This window comes from Amycolatopsis jejuensis, assembly GCF_000717335.1.
Classification (GTDB): domain Bacteria; phylum Actinomycetota; class Actinomycetes; order Mycobacteriales; family Pseudonocardiaceae; genus Amycolatopsis; species Amycolatopsis jejuensis.
Window position 1 is genome coordinate 93,245 of record NZ_JNYZ01000018.1, and the last position, 18,059, is coordinate 111,303.

Sequence of the window (18,059 nt, forward strand, 5' to 3'; positions counted from 1 at the left end):
CCTCCGTACCCCGGCGAACTATCTTGACATCAAGGTATTATCTGACCGTCTTGATGTCGAGAGAAGAGGACGTGTGGCTGTGACCACATCGTCACAGGACGCAGTCGACGACCTGGTGGAGTCGGTCCGGCGGGCGGGCGGCGAAGAGGACGTACTGGCGGCGAAGGCGATGGCCTACCGGCTGCGGCGGGTGGCGCATCAGCTGGAGCTGGCGATGCGCCGGGAGCTTTCCGGGCACGGGATCGAGCTGTGGGAGCTGGAGGTGCTGGCCGCGCTCAAGCGCGCGCCGGAGCACCGGCTCAGCGCCGGGCAGCTGATGTCGGCGGTCGAGCTCACGTCGGGGTCGGTCACGCACCGGATCACCCGGCTGGAGGACCGCGGCTGGGTCCGCCGGGACAAGGACCCCGGCGACCGGCGCTCGGTACTCGTGTCCCTCACCGCCGAGGGCGAACGCCGGGCGGTGGCTTCGTTCGGGCTCAAGACCGAGGTCGAGCGGGAGATCGCGAAGGTGCTCGACGAAGAAACGATCGACGTGGTGAACGACGCGCTGCGGCGGGTTTCGCACCACTTCAAGGGAAAGGACGCATCATGAAGCGCGAGACCCTGGGAGCCGCCGCGATCGTGGCCGGCGCCGTCGCTGCCGCCCCGTCGGTGTGGCAGACCGTCACGCACATCACCGATCCGAGCTACCGCGCACCGGAGGTCCGGCACGGCGAGGGACACGTGCAGTACCACATGGCGCGCGAGGCGCTGATCACCGCCGGAGCGTTCGGCGCGGTCGGCAGCGCACTCACCGCGGGTCCCGGACGGTCACCGGCGCTGTGGCGGGCGATGGCCTGTGCGGCAGGCGGTTTCGTCGCGGCGATGTGGTCGGGCGGTCCGACGACGGGCGTGTGGGCGCCGAACCGCAAGGCGCTGGCGATCCACGTGGCGTCCACGAGCGCGCTGGCATTGGGGGTGGCCTTGCTGCGGCCGCGTCCCTGACGAGTGGGGCGACTGGACAGCGTGCGGTCTGCCCGGTATCAACGAAAGGGAGATGTAAGCAGCGGCTTACAAACTGACCCTGAGGAGAGGCCGGTATGACCATCACGCACCCCGAGCCGTTCGCATATCCGTTCAACGAGGAGGCCGGGCTCGCTCTCGACGAGGCATATGCGGAGGCGCGGGAGGCCGTGGGGATGGTCCGCGTCCGGATGCCGCACGGCGAGTCCGCCTGGCTGGCCACGCGGTATGCCGACGCCCGGTTGGTACTGGGCGACCAGCGGTTTTCCCGGGCGATGGCGCGGGAGCGCGACGAGCCGCGGATGGTCGAGTTCCGGGGTTCGGGCGGCATCCTGGCGATGGATCCGCCCGATCACACCCGGTTGCGCACCCTCGTCGCGAAGGCGTTCACGATGCGCCGGGTCGAGCAGCTGCGGCCGCGGGTGGCCGAGCTGGCGGAGGGGTTGATCGAGGAGATGCGGCAGCACGGTCAGCCGGCTGACCTGGTGGATCTCTACGCTTTGCCGATCCCGGTCGCCGTGATTTGCGAGCTGCTGGGCGTCCCGCTGGCGGACCGGCCGCAGTTCCGCGAGTGGAGTGACGCCGCGTTGTCCACCACGCGGCTCACCCCGGAGGAAGCCGAACGCAGCCGGGACGAACTGCAGGCGTACATGGCCGGTCTGGTCGCCGAGCACCGGGCGAAGCCACAGGACGACCTGATGACGGCGCTCATCGAAGCCCGGGACGAGCGGGACCGGCTCACCGAGCTCGAGCTGGTCGAGCTGTGCATCGCCGTCCTCATTGCCGGGCACGAGACCACGGCGAGCCAGATCCCGAATTTCGTGTACGCGTTGCTGGAGGAACACGAACACTGGGAGCGGCTGTGCGCCGACCCGTCGGTGATCCCGGCCGCGGTGGAGGAGCTGATGCGGTACGTGCCGCTGGGTGCGGCATCCGGGTTCGCCCGCTATGCGACGGAAGACGTGCAGGTGGGTGACGTGATGGTCCGGGAAGGGGAACCGGTGCTGGTGGCGATGAGCTCGGCCAACCGGGACAAGCTGCAGTTCGACTGCCCGGAGGCGCTGGCGCTGGACCGCGCGGACAATCGTCATCTCGGCTTCGGCCACGGTGTGCATCATTGTCTCGGTGCCCCGCTGGCTCGGCTGGAACTGCAGGAAGCGTTGCGGGCGTTGACGAGGGAGATGCCGGGCCTGCACGTGGCCGGTGACATCGGCTGGAAGACCCAGATGCTGGTGCGTGGCCCGTATCTGATGCCGGTGGGATGGTGACGATGACCTGGCAAGTGGAAGTGGATCGGGACACGTGCATCGGGAGCGGGATTTGCGCGGCGCTGATGCCGGAGGAGTTCTCGCTGGACGGCCCGGTGGCGCGCCTGCTCGCCGGTTCGGTGGAACCCGATGAGACGCTGCTGGACGCGGCGGATTCCTGCCCGGCCATGGCGATCACGGTACGGAACGGCTCGGACGTGGTGGGCCCGCGGCTTTAGGCGTACGCACCCCGTTTTCGGTGACCACGGCAGTGATGAGCTCGGCCGGGGTGACGTCGAAAGCCGGGTTGGACACTCGCGCCCCTTGTGGGTACTCGGTTTCCCGGCGCTCTAGCCGCGACCGCGCCGTTAAGGGCCACGGTCGGTGCATGTGCGGGCAAGTGAGTGGACAGCAGGTCAGAGGGCACGGTATTAACGAAACGTAGACGTAAGCCGATGCTTACAAACGGAGCGAGGAGCCGCCCCCATGACCACCGCACACGGTGAGCCGGTCGCGTACCCCTTCAACGAGGACGCCGGGCTCGAGATCAGTGAGGCCTATTCGGCGGCGCGCGAGACTGCGGGAATGGTCCGTATCCAGATGCCGTACGGCGAGCCCGCCTGGCTGGCGACCCGTTACGCCGACGCCCGGCTGGTGCTGAGGGACCAGCGGTTCTCCCGCGCGATGGCGTACGAACGGGACTCGCCGCGGCTGATCGAACACATCAGCCCCGGCGACATCCTGTCGATGGACCCGCCCGATCACACCCGGCTCCGGACGCTGGTCGCGAAGGCGTTCACGATGCGGCGGGTCGAGCTGCTGCGGCCGCGGGTGGCCCGGCTGGCCGATGAGCTGATCGACGGGCTCCGGCAGCACGGCCAGCCTGCTGACCTGGTGGATCTTTACGCGTTGCCCATCCCGGTTGCGGTGATCTGTGAACTGCTCGGGGTGCCGGTGGCGGACCGGCCGCAGTTCCGCAAGTGGAGCGACGTCGCGCTGTCCACGTCGAAGATGACCGTCGAGGAAGCGGAAGGCAACATCGGGGAGCTGCGGGAGTACTTCGCCGGCTTGATTGCCGAGCGTCGCGCCGAGCCGCAGGATGACCTGATCACCGCGCTCATCGAGGCGCGCGACGTCCAGGACCGGCTCACTGAGCGGGAGATGCTCGATCTGTGCATGATCCTTCTCGTCGGCGGGCACGAGACGACGGCCTCCCAAATCCCCAACTTCGTGTATACCTTGCTGGGCCAGCGTGAACAGTGGGACCGGTTGTGCGCTGACCCGTCGCTGATCCCCGCCGCGGTGGAGGAGCTGCTGCGGTTCGTGCCGCTGGGTTTCGGCGCTCTCTTCCCCCGATACGCGGTGGCAGATGTCGAGGTGGGCGACGTGGTCGTGCGGAAGGGGGAAGCGGTGGTGGTGGCGCCCGCGGCCGCCAACCGGGATGCCCTGGAGTTCAGTGCCCCTGATGACCTGCGGTTCGACCGCGAGGACGACCATCATCTGGCTTTCGGGCACGGCGTGCACCATTGCATCGGCGCCCCGCTGGCTCGGCTGGAACTGCAGGAAGCGTTGCGGGCGTTGACGAGGGAGATGCCGGGTTTGCACGTGGCGGGCGATATCGGCTGGAAGACGGAAACATTGGTACGCGGGCCGTATGTGATGCCGGTGGGATGGTGACGATGACCTGGCAAGTGGAAGTGGATCGGGACACGTGCATCGGGAGCGGGATGTGCGCGGCCCTGATGCCGGAGGAGTTCTCGCTGGACGGCCCGGTGGCGCGCGCAATCGCCGGCTCGGTGGAGCCGGGTGAGACGGTGCTGGACGCGGCGGATTCCTGTCCGGCGATGGCGATCACGGTGCGGAACGGGGCGGAGGTAGTAGGGCCGCGGCCTTAGCTTTTGGGTGTGCGCACCCCGTCCTCCGTGACGACGGCGGTGATGAGCTGTGCCGGGGTGACGTCGAATGCCGGGTTGAACGCATGCGCTCCGTCGGGAGCGATCTGAGTTGCGGCGAACTCGGTGAGTTCGCTGTTGCTGCGTTCTTCGATGGCGATGTCCGCGCCGGTGGCGAGTGATTCGTCCACAGTGGACGTAGGCGCGACGACCACGAACGGCACCCCGTGATACGCGGCGGCGATGGCGAGACTGTAGGTCCCGATCTTGTTGGCGACGTCCCCGTTGGCGGCAATCCGATCAGCCCCGACGAGGACACAGTCGACGAGCCCCCTGGCCATCGCCGAAGCCGCCGCCCCGTCCGCCTGCACCCGGTAAGGAACCCCGGCGCGCTCTAGCTCCCACGCAGTGAGCCGGGACCCTTGCAGCAGCGGCCGGGTCTCGTCGACCAGCACGGATTCCACGAGCCCCCGCTCGTGAAGATGCCAGACGACCCCGAGCGCCGTCCCCCACGCGACAGTGGCGAGGTGGCCGGTGTTGCAGTGCGTGAGCAATCGCAGGGGTCGCCTTCCGCAATGGCTGAGGACCACTTCCGCCGCTGCTTCGGACGCGGCTCGGTTGCGCCGCTCGTCCTCGTCGAGCATGGCTTTGGCCTCGGCCAGCACCGCTGCGGGTCCTTGGTGGAGATGGTCGAGCGCGCGCTGGACACCCCAGGCGAGGTTGACCGCGGTCGGCCGAGCGCGTGCGATTCGCCGGGCTTCTTTCCGGATGTCGGTGGTGTGCCCGGCATCGTTCCGAGCGTCGGCTGCTTGCCGGTTCCGGACGTCCGCGGTCCGCTCTCCCCGGACGTCGCCGGCGTACGCAGCGAGCGCCACCCCAAGCGCCCCAGCCGCCCCCAACGCAGGCGCACCACGAACGGCAAGCCGCTGAATCGCCTCGACCAGTTCGGTGACCGTACGCAAGGTGAGCGTGCGGTACTCGCCCGGAAGAGCCACCTGGTCGATGATCACAATGGCCCCATCGACCCAGTCGACCGTCCTACGCATGCGCCCTCCTACCTTCCGCCCCTCGATGACACCCTGACTCCCGACCCCGCCAGGGTTACCCCCGGCCCGCCAAACCTGACGCAACTCGCCCGACGCATCCACCGCGGCGCGGTCAGCCCTGGGTCAGCCGGCCCCGGCCGAGCGAACTTGGCCGAGCTGGCCTGGCCCGCCCGGCCTGGTCCGTCCGACCTCGGGACCGCCTGGCCTGACCTGGCCCGCCTGACCTCGGGACCGCCTGGCCTAGCCTGGCCTAGCCAACTCGCCGCGTCCGGCCCGGCACGGTCAACTGGCCCGGGGACCTGGCCGAGCCCGATGAGTCCGTCTCGACCCGGCCCCATCCAACCGGGCTTTGCCTGCCCAAGCCGACCCGTATGGACCCGACCAATGCGATGCGTCCGACTCGGCGCGGTCAGTCCGGTCCGGCCGACCCGACCCGGCCCTGCCCAATCCAGTCCCGACCCACCCGGCCCGGCCGACCCAGCCCGGCCTGACCTGACCTGACCCGGTTAGGCCGACCCGACGTGCCCGGCCCAACCCGACCTCGTCCAGCCCGGTCCAGCCTGACCCGGCCTGACTGGCCCGGCCGACCCGAGATGTCCGGCCCAACCCGACCTCGTCGGCCCAACCTGACCTCGTCCAGCCCGGCCCGGCCGGTCCAGCCAGCTCGGCCGCCCAGCTCAACCTGTCCCGCTCAGCCACCCCACTCGAACCCGATCACAGGCCCTTCATCAGATCCGTTTCCGTCACCCCCGGTCCTTCGCCGTCGCGGATGAACCACTCTGTGCCGAATGCTTCGCCGAACTTGTCGTCCGGCAGGGTCAGGAAAAACGACTCCTCGCTGATCTGGCTGCGGTGTGCGCGCATGGCCGCGCGTTTGAACGGCAGGTATGCCGTGACGTCGACTGCCGCGGTCAGTTCTGCTTCCGGTTTTCCGATCGACATCTCACCGTCCGGTGCACCCGCGGCGTCGGCGGACGAGGAGGCTTCGGCCGCACCGCGGATCCGATCCCGGTTGGCCGACCCCTGGTAAACCCGCGGTGTGCCGGCGAGTTCGCCCGCCCGCATCCCCACTCGGTACACCTGGATGTGGTCGGGGTGGCCGTACACGCCGAAGTCGTCATACACCGTGAGCACGTCGGCAGACTCCTCGCGCAGGATCGCCGCCAGCTGTTGCGCTGCTTCCTCGACGGGCGCGGTCCAGAACGTGCCCGGCTCGTCGTTGGACGGGTCGCCCATCATCCCGGAATCCCGGTAGTCCAGGAATTCCACGCGCGCGACACCCAGCACCTCTGCCGCTGCCTGCGTTTCCTGCACGCGCCGATCCGCGAGTTGTTCGCCGTCCGCCAGAAGCCCCTCGGGGATCTCGCCATTCTCCCCGCGCGTGGCCACCACGAGCACCACCCGGTGCCCCTCGCCGGCCGCCTTGCGCATCACGCCGCCGGTCATGATGCACTCGTCGTCCGGATGAGCGTGGAACGTCACCAAAGTCGCCATACCGAGAACCTACCGCCCGCCACCGACAAAAACCGGTGCCCGCCGGAAACCGGATCCGGGAAATCCGTGCCGTGAATCCACTGTGGACACTCGGCTGCCGTCGACCCGTCGCCCACACGGGTGGACCTCGCGCTCCAGCGGTACGAGGGGACCCCTCGCTCCGTCTCGCGCTTGGCTTCTCCGGCCACGGCGGCTTAAGTTGGGGTCCGCTGACCGAGGAGGCGTCATGACAGAACGGACGAAGTACATCCTGGACGAGGCCGATCTCCCGGCGCAGTGGTACAACGTGGTGCCGGACCTGCCCGAGCCCCCGCCCCCGCCGCTGCACCCGGGTACCCGCGAGCCGATCGGGCCTGCGGACCTGGCGCCGCTGTTCCCGCAGGCGCTCATCGAGCAGGAGGTCACCAGCGAGCGCTACATCGACATTCCCGAGGAGGTCCTGGACGTCTACCGGCTCTGGCGTCCGTCCCCGCTCTATCGCGCCCGCCGGCTGGAGAAGGCCCTCGGCACGCCGGCCCGGATCTACTACAAGTACGAGGGCGTCAGCCCGGTCGGCTCGCACAAGCCGAACACCGCTGTGCCGCAGGCGTTCTACAACGCAGCCGAGGGCGTCACGCGGCTCACCACCGAGACCGGTGCCGGTCAGTGGGGTAGTGCGCTCGCGTTCGCGTGCGCGACGTTCGGGCTGTCGTGCGAGGTCTGGCAGGTGCGCGCGTCGTACGACCAGAAGCCGTACCGCAAGCTGATGATGGAGACGTTCGGGGCGACGGTGTACCCGAGCCCGTCGGACCGTACGGCGTCCGGCCGGGCGATCCTGGCGGCGGACCCGCAGTCCACGGGAAGCCTCGGCATCGCGATCAGCGAGGCGGTCGAACAGGCGGCGGCGGACCCGGGAGCCCGGTACGCGCTGGGCAGCGTGCTCAACCACGTGCTGCTGCACCAGACGATCATCGGCGAGGAAGCACTCCGGCAGTTCGAGATGGCCGGTGACACCCCGGACGTCCTCGTCGGCTGCACCGGCGGCGGCTCCAACTTCGGCGGGCTCGCGTTCCCGTTCCTGCGCGAGAAACTGGCGGGCCGGATGAACCCGGTGATCCGGGCCGTCGAACCGGCGGCGTGCCCCACTCTCACCCGCGGCCGCTACGCGTACGACTTCGGCGACACCGCCGGTCTCACGCCCCTGCTGAAGATGCACACGCTGGGCCACGGCTTCATCCCGGACCCGATCCACGCCGGTGGTCTGCGCTATCACGGGATGTCGCCGCTGATCTCGCACATCTACGAGCTCGGCCTGATGGAAGCGCTCGCGGTCGGCCAGCAGGAATGCTTTGCGGCAGGCGTGCAATTCGCCCGCACGGAAGGCATCATCCCCGCGCCCGAACCCACGCACGCTCTTGCCGCGTGCATTCAAGAAGCCTTGCGCTGCAAGGAGACCGGCGAAGAGAAGGTGATTTTGACGGCACTCTGCGGACACGCCCACCTGGACCTGCCCGCGTACGGCGCCTACCTGGCAGGAGAGATGGTCGACAACGAGCTCCCGGAAACGGCACTGGAGGAATCCCTGGCGGCGCTTCCGTAACGCGGTGGCGGACCGGCCGCTGCGGGCCTGCGGTGGTGGATGGGCGGCTGCGCGGAGGGTGGGCGGCCGTGCGTTGGGTGGGCGGCCGTGCGGTTGCGCTGACGGTGGGCGCCCGTGCGGAGGGCGCGCGGCTGTGCGTTGGACGAGCGGCTGTGCGGACGAACGGCTGTGTAGCGGACGGGCGGCTGCGCGGAGGGCGAATGGCCGTGCCGAGGGCGAGTGGCCGTGCCGAGGATGGGCGGCTGTGCGGAGGGCGAGTGGCCGTGCCGAGGATGGGCGGCTGTGTAGCGGACGGGCGGCTGCGCGGAGGGCGAATGGCCGTGCCGAGGATGGGCGGCCGTGTGGCGGACGGGCGACCGTGCTGACGGTGGACGGACGGGCCGAAGGCGTGCGGCTGCGCGGAGGGTGGTGGTCGTGCGGAGGGCGGTGGTCGTGGCGAGGGCTGTCTGCCCCGGCGGGTGAGTGCTGGCGCTGGGTGGCTGTGCTGGGAGCGGGTGGTTGCGGGGAGACGTGGCGCTCCGCTGAGGGCGGGTGCGTGGCTGAGGGTGCGTAGCTGTGTCGAGGCCGTGCCGCGGAGGGCGAGTGGCTGCGTTCGGAATGGGGCGGCTGCGCCAAGGGGCGCCTACCGCTGGCGGTGAGCGGTTCTGCTGAGCGTGGGTGGCTGCGCTGATGGTGGGCAGCTGGGGACAGTGAGGCCGCTGGGTTGACGGTGGAGCGGCTGCGCTGACCGCGAGGCGGCTGCATAGACCGCGAGGCGGCTGGGTTGACCGCGAGGCGGCTCGGCTGGCGGTGCGGCGGCCGGACTGGCAGTGAGGCGGCTGCGCTGACGGTGGAGCGGCTGCGCTGACGGTGAGGCGGCTGCGCCGAAACGGAGGACAGCTGGGTCGGCGGGCCGACGTTCGGGCGGCTCGAAGCGCAGCCGAAATCAAGCCCGACCCCGTAGCCAGGAGACGCCACCCACGGTGGCCGGAGGAACCCTTACCGCTCCTTCGAAACGGTAGCGAGCAGCTCCGGCCCACGGGTCGCCAGGCGGCGTTCCGCTAGGCCTCCCCACCACCACGCCAGTGCGGCCCCCGTTGCCACTCCGGCTGGGATGCCCAGCCATTCGACTACGGGGAGGTTCGCCAGGGTTCCCCAAAGGCAGAGCGCTACCACTGGCAGTGCACCGGCTACCAACAGCAGCGTGGTTGCCAGCATGAGGAACGCCCGGGCGCAGCCGGGGCGGCCGCCGGAGGACCAGGGGCTTGCGGTTCGGCGTTGGTCCGGCAGGGGGAACGCCAGGAAGACCGACTGCAGGATCAGCAATCCGGCACCTGCGCCCAGCGTCGCCGGGACCAGGCCCAGCACCCAGGGGTAAGCGCCGGGTTTGCCCAGTGCGCCGGGCAGCACCGCGGCCAGTACCAGGGCTGCCGGGCCGACGATCAGGGTCCACGCCAGTTGCCTGCCTCGTACGTCGGCGCGTTCGGCGCCCGGGACTACCAGCGTATGCCACAGGGCGCTGCCGTCCATGCCGTACAGGTTGCCTGCCTGCATGCACGCGAAAATCACCACTGCGACCCCGAAATACGGCAGCATCACCGAACGGCCACCGCCCGAGACCGACGGCACTACGGTGATCACTACGCCGATCAGGAGGGTCGACAGCAGGGCTACCCGGCGTCGGGCGTCGCGCCACCAGGTGTGGAGTTCCTTGCGGGCCACGGCACCTATCGGGGTTGCGGGGAGGAGGCGTCGAGTAAAGGTGCGGGTGGTGCGGGTGCGAGTGGAGGCGGCGCCGCGGAACGAAGGTGTCGTGGCGGCGCGGGCCAGCAGGGTGCCCCAGACAACGACCAGCACGGCGAGCACAGCAATGAGAGCCACCAGCAAACCGCCTGCGGTTGCCCAGTCGCCGGTGCCTGCGGCGTGGACGGCTAGCGTGCCCCAGCCGGACGGCAGTGCGTGCACGACGGTGACGAACCCCGGCACCCGGCCGTTGACGATTGCCGGGCCAAGGCTGTTGATCGCATAGTTCACCGCGACACCGGACAAACCGGTGAGCGCCACCAGGATGATCCCCAGTTCCTTGCCCTTGCGCGACGTGAGCAACGCGCCCAGCGCCGCCATCACCACCCGGTACAGCAGCACCACGAAAGCCAGCTGCAGCACGGCGAAAACCAGCCCCACGAAAGCGGGGCCCACCCCCAGCCGCGCGCCGTACACGGCCAGGCCCAGGAACGCCAGCAGGCTCACCACCACGGTGACGCCGACGAAACTCGCTGCCAGCAAGCCGACTGCGAGACGGCGGCGGCCGATCGGCAGCAGTGAGAAGTGTTCCGGACGCAACGTGTCGTCGCCGCCACCGGTCGCGACCGGCGCGAGCACCCAGCCTGCTGCCCACACCGCGTACACCGACGTGAGCAGGTCGACCGTGATCCGCGGGACCGGGAACATCGCGATGCCGAGCGTGAACAACGCGGCCAGCAGCCCGAAGATCCCGCCGACGATCATCGCGGCGATTTGCCGTCCCCGCAACGAATTCCGCAGGACCCGCAGCTTCAGTCGGACGAGGACGCCAACCACGCCAGCCCCTCCGCTCCACCGGTGCGCCCGCCGACGATGTGCACGAACGCCTCTTCCAACGTGCCGTCGCCCCGTACGTCGGCCACCGCTCCCGCGGCGACGACGCGTCCGCGCGTGATCACCGCTACGTGGCTGCACAGCTGTTCCACCAGCGCCATCACGTGACTCGACAGCACCACCGCACCACCCGACGCGACGAACCGCTGCAGGATCGTGCGGATCGTCGACGCCGACACCGGGTCGACCGCCTCGAACGGCTCGTCCAGCACGAGCAACCGGGGCGCGTGCAGCAACGCCATCGCGAGGCCGATCTTCTTGCGCATGCCCGCCGAATAGTCGATCACCAGCGTGCGTTCGGCGTCGGCGAGTTCCAGCACCCCGAGCAGTTCCTGTGCCCGCTCGGCGACCACGTGCGGCTCCAGCCCGCGCAGCAGCCCCATGTACGTGAGCAGCTCGCGCCCGGTGAGCCGTTCCGGAATGGACAGTCCGTCGGGAAGGACCCCGATCAGGCTTTTCGCCCGTTCCGGTGAACGCCACACGTCGACGCCGAACACGTGCGCCTCGCCCGCGTCGGGCCGCAGCAGGCCGACCGCCATCGAAAGCGACGTGGTCTTGCCTGCTCCATTCGGCCCCACGAGGCCGAAGAACGACCCGCGCGGTACCTCGAGCCGTACGTCGTCCACCGCCAGCGTGGTGCCGAACCGTTTGGTGAGCCCGTAAAGCCCCATGGCGGCGGCTGAATCCCCGGACATGCGTCCCCCCTTCCGTGTGCGCCCGACTCTACGCGGGCCCACCGACAGAAATCAGGGTTCGCAGGTGATCTTCGGCTGCGGGTTGTAGTGCACGGTGCGCGTATTGCGCGAAACTTCCCGGCCGGACGAGACATCCCGCAGGATCCGCGTGTCGCTCGTGGTGAAGCCGGGCGCGCCGTTGGACCCGTGGCAGTTGTCCGGCGGACCCGGTTTCGTGGGCGGCGGCGTGGGGTTGGACCGTCCGCCGGGGACTGATTCGACCGTGTACCGCTTGGTACCCCACAGTTTCACCGTGATCGACGACGGTGTCCAGATCGTCTGGATTGCGACCCCGGTGTCCGAATCGTTGGTGAACTTCAGGTCGATCACGCTGGAGCCATTGGGGTTCTGGAACACCGTCGCCTCGCGCGCGGCCGGGTAACGGCTGATGTAGTAACTGTGTTCCTTGTGCCCGGCGTCCTTCATCGCGGCGAAGTACGACGCGTTGTACAGCGTGGTGGCGAACTGCGAAATCCCGCCGCCGACCTCGCGGGCCGGCGCGCCGTTCTCGATCACGCCCGCCTCGACGTACCCCTGCGCCCGCCCGCGCGGACCGGTGAAACCGTTGAGGCTGAACGTTTCTCCCGGCTTCACGATGGCGCCGTCCACCTTCTGCGCCACCGTCCGGATGTTCACCCCGGAATCGGCGGCGAACCCGCCGGTGCTGAACTCGCCGATGACTTCCTTGACACCCAGCTTGTCCGCCTGCTCGGTGGTCACCTTCGCGGGCGTCTTCTTGTACACGGCCTTGAGCTCGCGCCCGTCGGCCTGCTTGAGCGTGTTCGGCAGCGGCTTGAGGCTCTGCTCCCAGTCGACCGTGCTGCCGTCGGCCGACGGCTCGACGACCGGTTTCCCGCCGGAGAACTCGATGCTCGCGTCCTTGCCCTCCTGCTCGGTGGGTTTCAGCTGCGGTGCGAGTGCGTCGGTGACCTTCTTCGGGTCGATCTGCGGGGCCAGCCCGCCGCCGTCGGCAGGGACGAACGTGAGCGCGGCGGCGATCTGCTCGGGTTTGAGCGTCGCGTCCGCGCCCTCGCCCTTGACCACGACCGGCGCGGACACCGCGGGCCGCGCGTACTCCGTCAGCGCCCGCTGGACCCCGTCCGCGGTTGTGCGCACCGGCGTGGTCACCACCGGCAGCGCGAGTTCGGAACCTGAGGCCCAGCCGCTCAAGACCTTCTGCCGGGCTGCTGAGACGTCCAGCTTCTGCCCCGGCCGCGGCGGGACCGCGACCGGCGTCGTGCCGTCGAACCGGACCGTGCCCTCCACCGGGTCCCGGTCGACGCGGCCGCGCAGCTCTTCCAGCGCCGGGTCGAGCTTGCCGCCCTCGGCGTGCGAGACGACGCCGATCTCCCGGCTGCCGAAGAACGACGCGAGCCGGGTGAACGGGTTCACCGGCTGGTCGCCCGCCTGGTCGAGGGTGCTGCTCCAGTCGAGGGTCAGCCCGGCCTGCGTCGGCGACAGCTTCGTGTGCGCGTCGCCCGCGGTGACCGTGAGCGGCTGGGTGAGCCGCGGCTCGATCTTCCCGCGCAGCTCGCGCTCGGCGACCGGCCGCTCCAGCCCGCCGACGTCGACCCCGGCCACGACCACCCCGCGCGGCACCCGGCCCTGGCTGGTCAGCAGGTCGATCAGGTACGCCACCACCAGCACGCCGAGCACCCCGCCGGTGATCCAGCCCGCCTTGCGCAGGCTGCGGCGGCGCGCCGGACGCTCCGGTTCCTCCGGTGACACGGCCGGCAGGACCTCGGTCTGGTCACTGTCGGACTCCGGCCAGCGCGGTTCGTACGGCACCTGTCGACCCCTTCAACTCATATGTCCCGGACGCATAGCCTACGGGCCGAGCCGGACATGCCGGACTACTGCCCCCAGCGGAACAAACCGGTCGCCCTTCGTGGCGTCTCGACGGGGAATTCCCTGGTTGAATGAGCGGACCGGCGGTGATCGGAAGGAGCGACCGCGTGCACCTGCTGCTCCTCGCGGACACCCACCTCCCGAAACGGGCCAAGGATCTCCCGGCGCAGGTCTGGGACGAGGTCGCCACCGCCGACGTCGTCGTGCACGCGGGCGACTGGGTCGATGTCGGGACGCTCGATACGTTATCCGCGAAGAGTGTGCGGCTGATCGGCGTTTACGGCAACAATGACGGCCCTGAACTGCGGAAACGGCTGCCTGAGGTCGCCCGCGCAACGCTCGACGGCGTCCGGCTGGCGGTCGTGCACGAGACCGGCGACGCGAAAGGGCGCGCGGCTCGGTGCGACGCGCAGTACCCCGGCGTCGACGTGCTGGTGTTCGGGCACAGCCACATCCCGTGGGACACGGTGACGCCCGGCGGGCTGCGGCTGCTCAACCCCGGTTCGCCCACCGACCGGCGACGGCAGCCGTTCTGCACGTACCAGACCGCGGAAATCCGCGACGGCCAGCTCACCGCGGTCGAGCTGCACGAGTTGCCGCGTCGTGGTTGAGCGGGTGGGCAGGAGGCTGTGCGGGCTGTCGCGTCGTGGTTGAGCGGCTGGGCAGGAAGCAGCACGAGCTGCCGCGCCGCGGTTGAGCGGGTAAACAGGAGCCATGGACCCGGCACGCGCACTGCGCGACATCGCCTTCCAGCTCGAGCGCACAGGTGAGCCGACCTACCGCGTACGCGCCTTCAGGCAGGCAGCTGCGGTAGTCGACAAGCTGTCTGCGGAAGAGCTCGAGTCGCGGATCCGCGCGGGGACGCTGCAGGCGTTGAAGGGCATCGGCAAAGCCACCGCAGGCGTGATCGAAGATGCGTGGGGAGGCCGTACGCCCGCGTACACGGCGAAGCTGACAGAAGCCGAGCTCCCGGACGGTGGTGCGTTGCGTACGGCGCTTCGCGGCGACTGTCACACGCATTCAGACTGGTCTGACGGCGGTAGCCCGATCGCCGAGATGGCCGAGGCGGCGCGCGCGTTGGGGCACGAGTGGATCGTGCTCACCGATCATTCGCCGCGGCTGACTGTCGCGCGCGGGCTGTCCGCCGAGCGGCTGCGCGCGCAGATGGACGAGGTCGCGCGGGTGAACGCGGCGCTCGCGCCGTTTCGGATCCTGCACGGCATCGAGGTCGACATCCTCGACGACGGCGCGCTCGACCAGACCGAAGAACTGTTGGGGCAGCTGGACTTCGTGGTGGCAAGCGTGCACTCGAAGCTACGGATGCCGGCCCGCGAGATGACCCCGCGGATGCTGGCCGCCGTCGAGAATCCGCATGTGCGCGTGCTGGGCCACTGCACCGGGCGGCTGGTGCGCGGACGGGGCAGGCCGGAGTCGGAGTTCGACGCGGAGAAGGTGTTCACCGCCTGCCGCGAGAACGGCGTGGCGGTGGAGATCAACTCGCGGCCGGAACGCCTCGACCCGCCGATGCGGCTCCTGCGTCAGGCCGTGGAACTGGGCTGCGACTTCGCCATCGACAGCGACGCGCACGCACCCGGTCAGCTCGATTGGCAGGGCTACGGCTGCGAGCGGGCGGAGAAGGCAGGGCTGGGCCCGGAACGGATCATCAACACCCGGCAGGCGGACGAGCTCGCCGGGCGCCGATGACCGGTGGGGCCGGGGACGACCGGCCCCACCGGGGGGTCAGCGGATCTCGTACGGGTCGCCGTAGACCTTCCACTTCAGCGGCGTATGCAGATCCAGGTTGCCCTCGTTGAGGAACACCATCTGCTCGGTGTCCACCCGGGACGTGTCCGCGTGCGCCTCCTCTTTCTTCATGACGACCTTGCGGGCTTCCAGAAATGCCTTGAGATACGTGGTTTCGTTGCCGCCCTTGGCCGGGGGCTTGGCTTTCTTGAGCGCGGCCGAACGGATGCCGCCGAAGCTGTCCGTGCTGGTGCCGGGGCCGTGCATCACGATGGCGTCGTAGTAGATGAACTGGCCGAGCGCGCCGAGGCCGTCGGATTTCGCCTGGTTCACCGCCGGGTCGAAATACACCCGGTCGCGCTCGTTGTTCTGTGCCGTCTGGAATTCACGGGTCTGCGCGGCTTTCTTCCAGGCGCTTTCGAAAGCCGAGCCGAGACCTTCGTGGGAATCGGTGCCGTTGACTTTTTCCAGTGCCGGCAGGAACTTCGCCAGCGGGTTGCCGGGAACGGACTTGGTGTACGCCTGCACCAGCTCCAGCATGTCGCCGGTACCCGAGCAGAAGCCGATGATGCCCGCGGTGTACCCACGGCCGTCGCCGATGTCCTCGATGTAGGAGTACTGCGCTTTCCAGTCGAGCGACGAGTTTTCCGCGCTCGACACGAGCTGCATGGCGATTTCCTTCTTCTCCGGCGACGCGAGGTCGCCGCCGGAACCGCGGGCCCGCGCCGCCGCGGCGAGCGGGGCGGGCACGGCGGCGGCCGAGAGGGCGGGGGTGCTGAGCACGAGGGCGAGAGCCGAGGCCGCCGTGAGACCGGTGACCAGCGCGGGCCGCATCGTCTTGCGCATGACGGGAATCCCTTTCCGCGGAACGTGGGCAAGGCGCCGGGACCGGCAATTCCCCGTGCGGGGGCCGGTTCCGGGTACTGCTGCGGCGTAGCGCCACGATAACCGAGCGTGAACCGGCAGGGCAAGACCTGCAGCGAGGATTCAAGGATGTGAACGGTCCACAGTGGAAGTGAGTGTTCATGACAGTGAGAACCGGCATGGACAATTCACGAGACTTGGATATCCCCGCACTGTCTACTTTGGACACACGTGACCCCATGCTAAACTCACGCCAAGATGCCTTCAGCCGCCGACGCGACCGCGCCGCGGCACCGGTCCATCCTCGGCCTGCTGCTGGCCGTTCTGCTGCTGCTCGGCGTGGCCGTTCCCGGCCCCGCGCCGGTCATCCCTCATCCGCACGACCCCGAACCCGCGCTCGTCCAGGGGCACGGCCCGCACCTCGTCGCCGCGCATCCGCTGCCGCTCGCCGACGCTCCGGGCGAGATCCGGCTCGCCCGGCCCACCTCGTGCACCGTCCCGTTCACCGGTACCGCACCGGCCGAACTCGACCGCGCCCCAGTCCCCGCCGCCGCGCGGGCGCCTCCCGTCTGCTGAGTACGCGCACCCACTCGTACCCGGCTCTCGGAGGACCCATGAGCAACGGTCATGCTTTGCTGGCCGTCGGCGGCGCATTTCTCGCCGCCGGCGCCCTTGCCCGCGTCGGCGCCCGCATCGGGCTGCCCACGATCCCCCTCTTCATGCTGGCCGGTTTCGTGTTCGGCCCGCACACCCCCGGACTGTCCCTTGTGGACGATCCGGCCGAGTTCGGCGTGCTGGCCGGGCTCGGTCTCGTGTTCCTGCTCTTCTATCTCGGACTCGAGTTCTCCCTCGACGACCTCGCCCGCGGCGGCGCCCGGCTCGCCGTTGCCGGGCTGGGGTACCTGCTGCTGAACGTCGGCGGCGGCCTCGCGTTCGGCTTCGCGCTCGGCTGGGGTACCCGCGAGGCGCTGGTGATCGCCGGCGCGATCGGTATCTCGTCGTCGGCCATCGTCACCAAGCTGCTGCTGGAAACCCGGCGGCTCGACCATCCGGAATCCCGCCTGATCATGGGCATCGTCGTGCTGGAGGACCTCTTCCTCGCGCTGTACCTGGCCCTGCTGCAGCCGGTGCTCAGCGGCGCGGACGGATTCGGCGCGGCGCTCGCCGACTTCGGCAAGGCGTTCGCGTTCCTGCTCGTGCTCGCCGCACTGGCCCGCTGGGGCGGCCGGCTGGTGTCCCGGCTGTTCGGTTCGGCCGACGACGAGCTGCTCACCGTGTGCTTCGTCGGCGTCGCGGTGCTGGGGGCCGCGGTGGCCGAGGAAGTGGGCGTGTCCGACGCGATCGGCGCGTTCATGGTCGGCATGATGCTCGGCGGGTCGAAGGTCGCTCCGCGCGTGCACAAACTGGTGCTGCCGCTGCGGGACGCGTTCGGCGCGCTGTTCTTCTTCATCTTCGGCCTGTCGATCGACCCGGGTGCAGTGGGCACCGTGGTGCTCCCGGTGCTGGCCGCCGTGGCGCTGACGGTGGTACTGAACCTCGCTGCGGGCGCGTTCGCCGCCCGGCTGCACGGCTTCGACCGCCAGCAAGGCGTGAACATCGGCCTGACCGTGCTCACCCGCGGCGAGTTCTCCCTGGTGCTCGCGACCATGGCGACCGCGGCCGGGCTCGACTCGCGGGTGGCCCCGTTCGTCGCCGGATACGTGCTGCTCCTGGCCGTGATCGGACCGCTTGCCGTGCTCCGCTCGGACCGGCTGACCTGGCTGCTCCCGGCCTGGCTCGTCCGCGCGCGGGCGGCTCCGGCGACCTGACCTGGCCACCTGACGCGGGTGCTGTGCGGCGTGGCTCGTCCGCTCGCGGGCGGTTGCGGTGACTTGAGTCGGGGTGCTGTGCGGCGTGGCTCGTCCGCTCCGGGGGTGGTTCCGGTGGCTTGAGTCGGGTGCTGCGCGGCCTGGCTCGTCCGCCCGCGGACGGTTCCGGTGACCTGGTCCGGCGAC

General features: G+C 69.7%; 17 protein-coding genes and 1 pseudogene. 11 read left to right on the forward strand and 7 right to left on the reverse strand.

Annotation, left to right across the window (positions count from 1 at the left end):
* The first annotated feature begins 79 nt into the window (after positions 1–79).
* The 4 genes from OO71_RS24650 to OO71_RS24665 all read left to right on the forward strand — a co-directional run bounded on the left by OO71_RS24650 (position 80) and on the right by OO71_RS24665 (position 2,488).
* Positions 80–592, forward strand: coding sequence for a MarR family winged helix-turn-helix transcriptional regulator (locus OO71_RS24650; protein WP_211260595.1), 513 nt, complete (start codon positions 80–82; stop codon positions 590–592).
* Entirely contained in the window at positions 589–984 is a 396-nt protein-coding gene (locus tag OO71_RS24655; protein ID WP_033292248.1) for a hypothetical protein, read from the forward strand. The genes OO71_RS24650 and OO71_RS24655 overlap by 4 nt, the downstream gene beginning before the upstream one ends.
* A 95-nt stretch (positions 985–1,079) precedes the next feature.
* Positions 1,080–2,270: a cytochrome P450 gene (locus OO71_RS24660; RefSeq protein WP_033292249.1), complete on the forward strand. Its 1,191-nt coding sequence runs from the start codon at positions 1,080–1,082 to the stop codon at positions 2,268–2,270.
* 2 nt (positions 2,271–2,272) lie between these two features.
* Positions 2,273–2,488, forward strand: coding sequence for a ferredoxin (locus OO71_RS24665; protein ID WP_211260596.1), 216 nt, complete (start codon positions 2,273–2,275; stop codon positions 2,486–2,488).
* Here OO71_RS24665 and OO71_RS52965 read toward each other — a convergent pair.
* Positions 2,445–2,579, reverse strand: a pseudogene (locus OO71_RS52965) (S-methyl-5-thioribose-1-phosphate isomerase); the annotation flags it as partial. The gene OO71_RS24665 and the pseudogene OO71_RS52965 sit on opposite strands and share 44 nt — an antisense overlap.
* A 156-nt stretch (positions 2,580–2,735) precedes the next feature.
* On the opposite strand from OO71_RS52965, the gene OO71_RS24670 reads away from it, so the two are divergent.
* Together OO71_RS24670 and OO71_RS24675 are read left to right on the forward strand one after the other, a co-directional pair.
* Entirely contained in the window at positions 2,736–3,926 is a 1,191-nt protein-coding gene (locus tag OO71_RS24670; protein WP_033292251.1) for a cytochrome P450, read from the forward strand.
* A gap of 2 nt (positions 3,927–3,928) precedes the next feature.
* Complete coding sequence (locus tag OO71_RS24675; RefSeq protein ID WP_211260597.1) at positions 3,929–4,144, forward strand: ferredoxin; 216 nt, start codon at positions 3,929–3,931, stop codon at positions 4,142–4,144.
* Here the strand turns inward: OO71_RS24675 and mtnA are convergent.
* Positions 4,141–5,187, reverse strand: coding sequence for an S-methyl-5-thioribose-1-phosphate isomerase (gene mtnA, locus OO71_RS24680; RefSeq protein WP_033292253.1), 1,047 nt, complete (start codon positions 5,185–5,187; stop codon positions 4,141–4,143). The genes OO71_RS24675 and mtnA overlap by 4 nt on opposite strands.
* 714 nt (positions 5,188–5,901) lie before the next feature.
* Positions 5,902–6,681, reverse strand: a complete 780-nt coding sequence (locus OO71_RS24685; RefSeq protein ID WP_033292254.1) for a PIG-L family deacetylase — start codon at positions 6,679–6,681, stop codon at positions 5,902–5,904.
* A 226-nt stretch (positions 6,682–6,907) separates the two neighbouring features.
* On the opposite strand from OO71_RS24685, the gene OO71_RS24690 reads away from it, so the two are divergent.
* Positions 6,908–8,260, forward strand: a complete 1,353-nt coding sequence (locus OO71_RS24690; RefSeq protein ID WP_033292255.1) for a TrpB-like pyridoxal phosphate-dependent enzyme — start codon at positions 6,908–6,910, stop codon at positions 8,258–8,260.
* Between the two features lie 978 nt (positions 8,261–9,238).
* Here OO71_RS24690 and OO71_RS24695 read toward each other — a convergent pair.
* Genes OO71_RS24695 through OO71_RS24705 form a run of 3 tightly spaced genes read right to left on the reverse strand, consistent with a single transcriptional unit; the run spans position 9,239 to position 13,398 of the window.
* On the reverse strand, positions 9,239–10,819 hold the full coding sequence (locus OO71_RS24695) for a hypothetical protein (protein ID WP_033292256.1): 1,581 nt from the start codon (positions 10,817–10,819) through the stop codon (positions 9,239–9,241).
* Positions 10,795–11,571 (reverse strand): ABC transporter ATP-binding protein, encoded by a 777-nt coding sequence (locus OO71_RS24700; RefSeq protein ID WP_033292257.1) that lies wholly within the window; start codon positions 11,569–11,571, stop codon positions 10,795–10,797. The genes OO71_RS24695 and OO71_RS24700 overlap by 25 nt, the downstream gene beginning before the upstream one ends.
* Before the next feature lie 51 nt (positions 11,572–11,622).
* Complete coding sequence (locus tag OO71_RS24705) at positions 11,623–13,398, reverse strand: VanW family protein (RefSeq protein WP_033292258.1); 1,776 nt, start codon at positions 13,396–13,398, stop codon at positions 11,623–11,625.
* 167 nt (positions 13,399–13,565) lie between these two features.
* Between OO71_RS24705 and OO71_RS24710 the strand changes: the two genes are divergently transcribed.
* Both OO71_RS24710 and OO71_RS24715 read left to right on the forward strand, forming a co-directional pair.
* Entirely contained in the window at positions 13,566–14,069 is a 504-nt protein-coding gene (locus OO71_RS24710; protein ID WP_033292318.1) for a metallophosphoesterase family protein, read from the forward strand.
* A gap of 103 nt (positions 14,070–14,172) precedes the next feature.
* Complete coding sequence (locus OO71_RS24715; protein ID WP_033292259.1) at positions 14,173–15,162, forward strand: PHP domain-containing protein; 990 nt, start codon at positions 14,173–14,175, stop codon at positions 15,160–15,162.
* Positions 15,163–15,198: 36 nt separating this feature from the next.
* Here the strand turns inward: OO71_RS24715 and OO71_RS24720 are convergent, their stop codons facing one another.
* A complete protein-coding gene (locus tag OO71_RS24720) occupies positions 15,199–16,047 on the reverse strand; it encodes a chitosanase (RefSeq protein WP_033292260.1) in 849 nt (282 codons plus the stop codon).
* A gap of 276 nt (positions 16,048–16,323) precedes the next feature.
* Between OO71_RS24720 and OO71_RS24725 the strand changes: the two genes are divergently transcribed.
* Together OO71_RS24725 and OO71_RS24730 are read left to right on the forward strand one after the other, a co-directional pair.
* Positions 16,324–16,641: a hypothetical protein gene (locus tag OO71_RS24725; RefSeq protein WP_033292261.1), complete on the forward strand. Its 318-nt coding sequence runs from the start codon at positions 16,324–16,326 to the stop codon at positions 16,639–16,641.
* Positions 16,642–16,679: 38 nt separating this feature from the next.
* A complete protein-coding gene (locus OO71_RS24730; protein ID WP_033292262.1) occupies positions 16,680–17,873 on the forward strand; it encodes a cation:proton antiporter in 1,194 nt (397 codons plus the stop codon).
* The last annotated feature ends 186 nt before the right edge of the window (positions 17,874–18,059 follow it).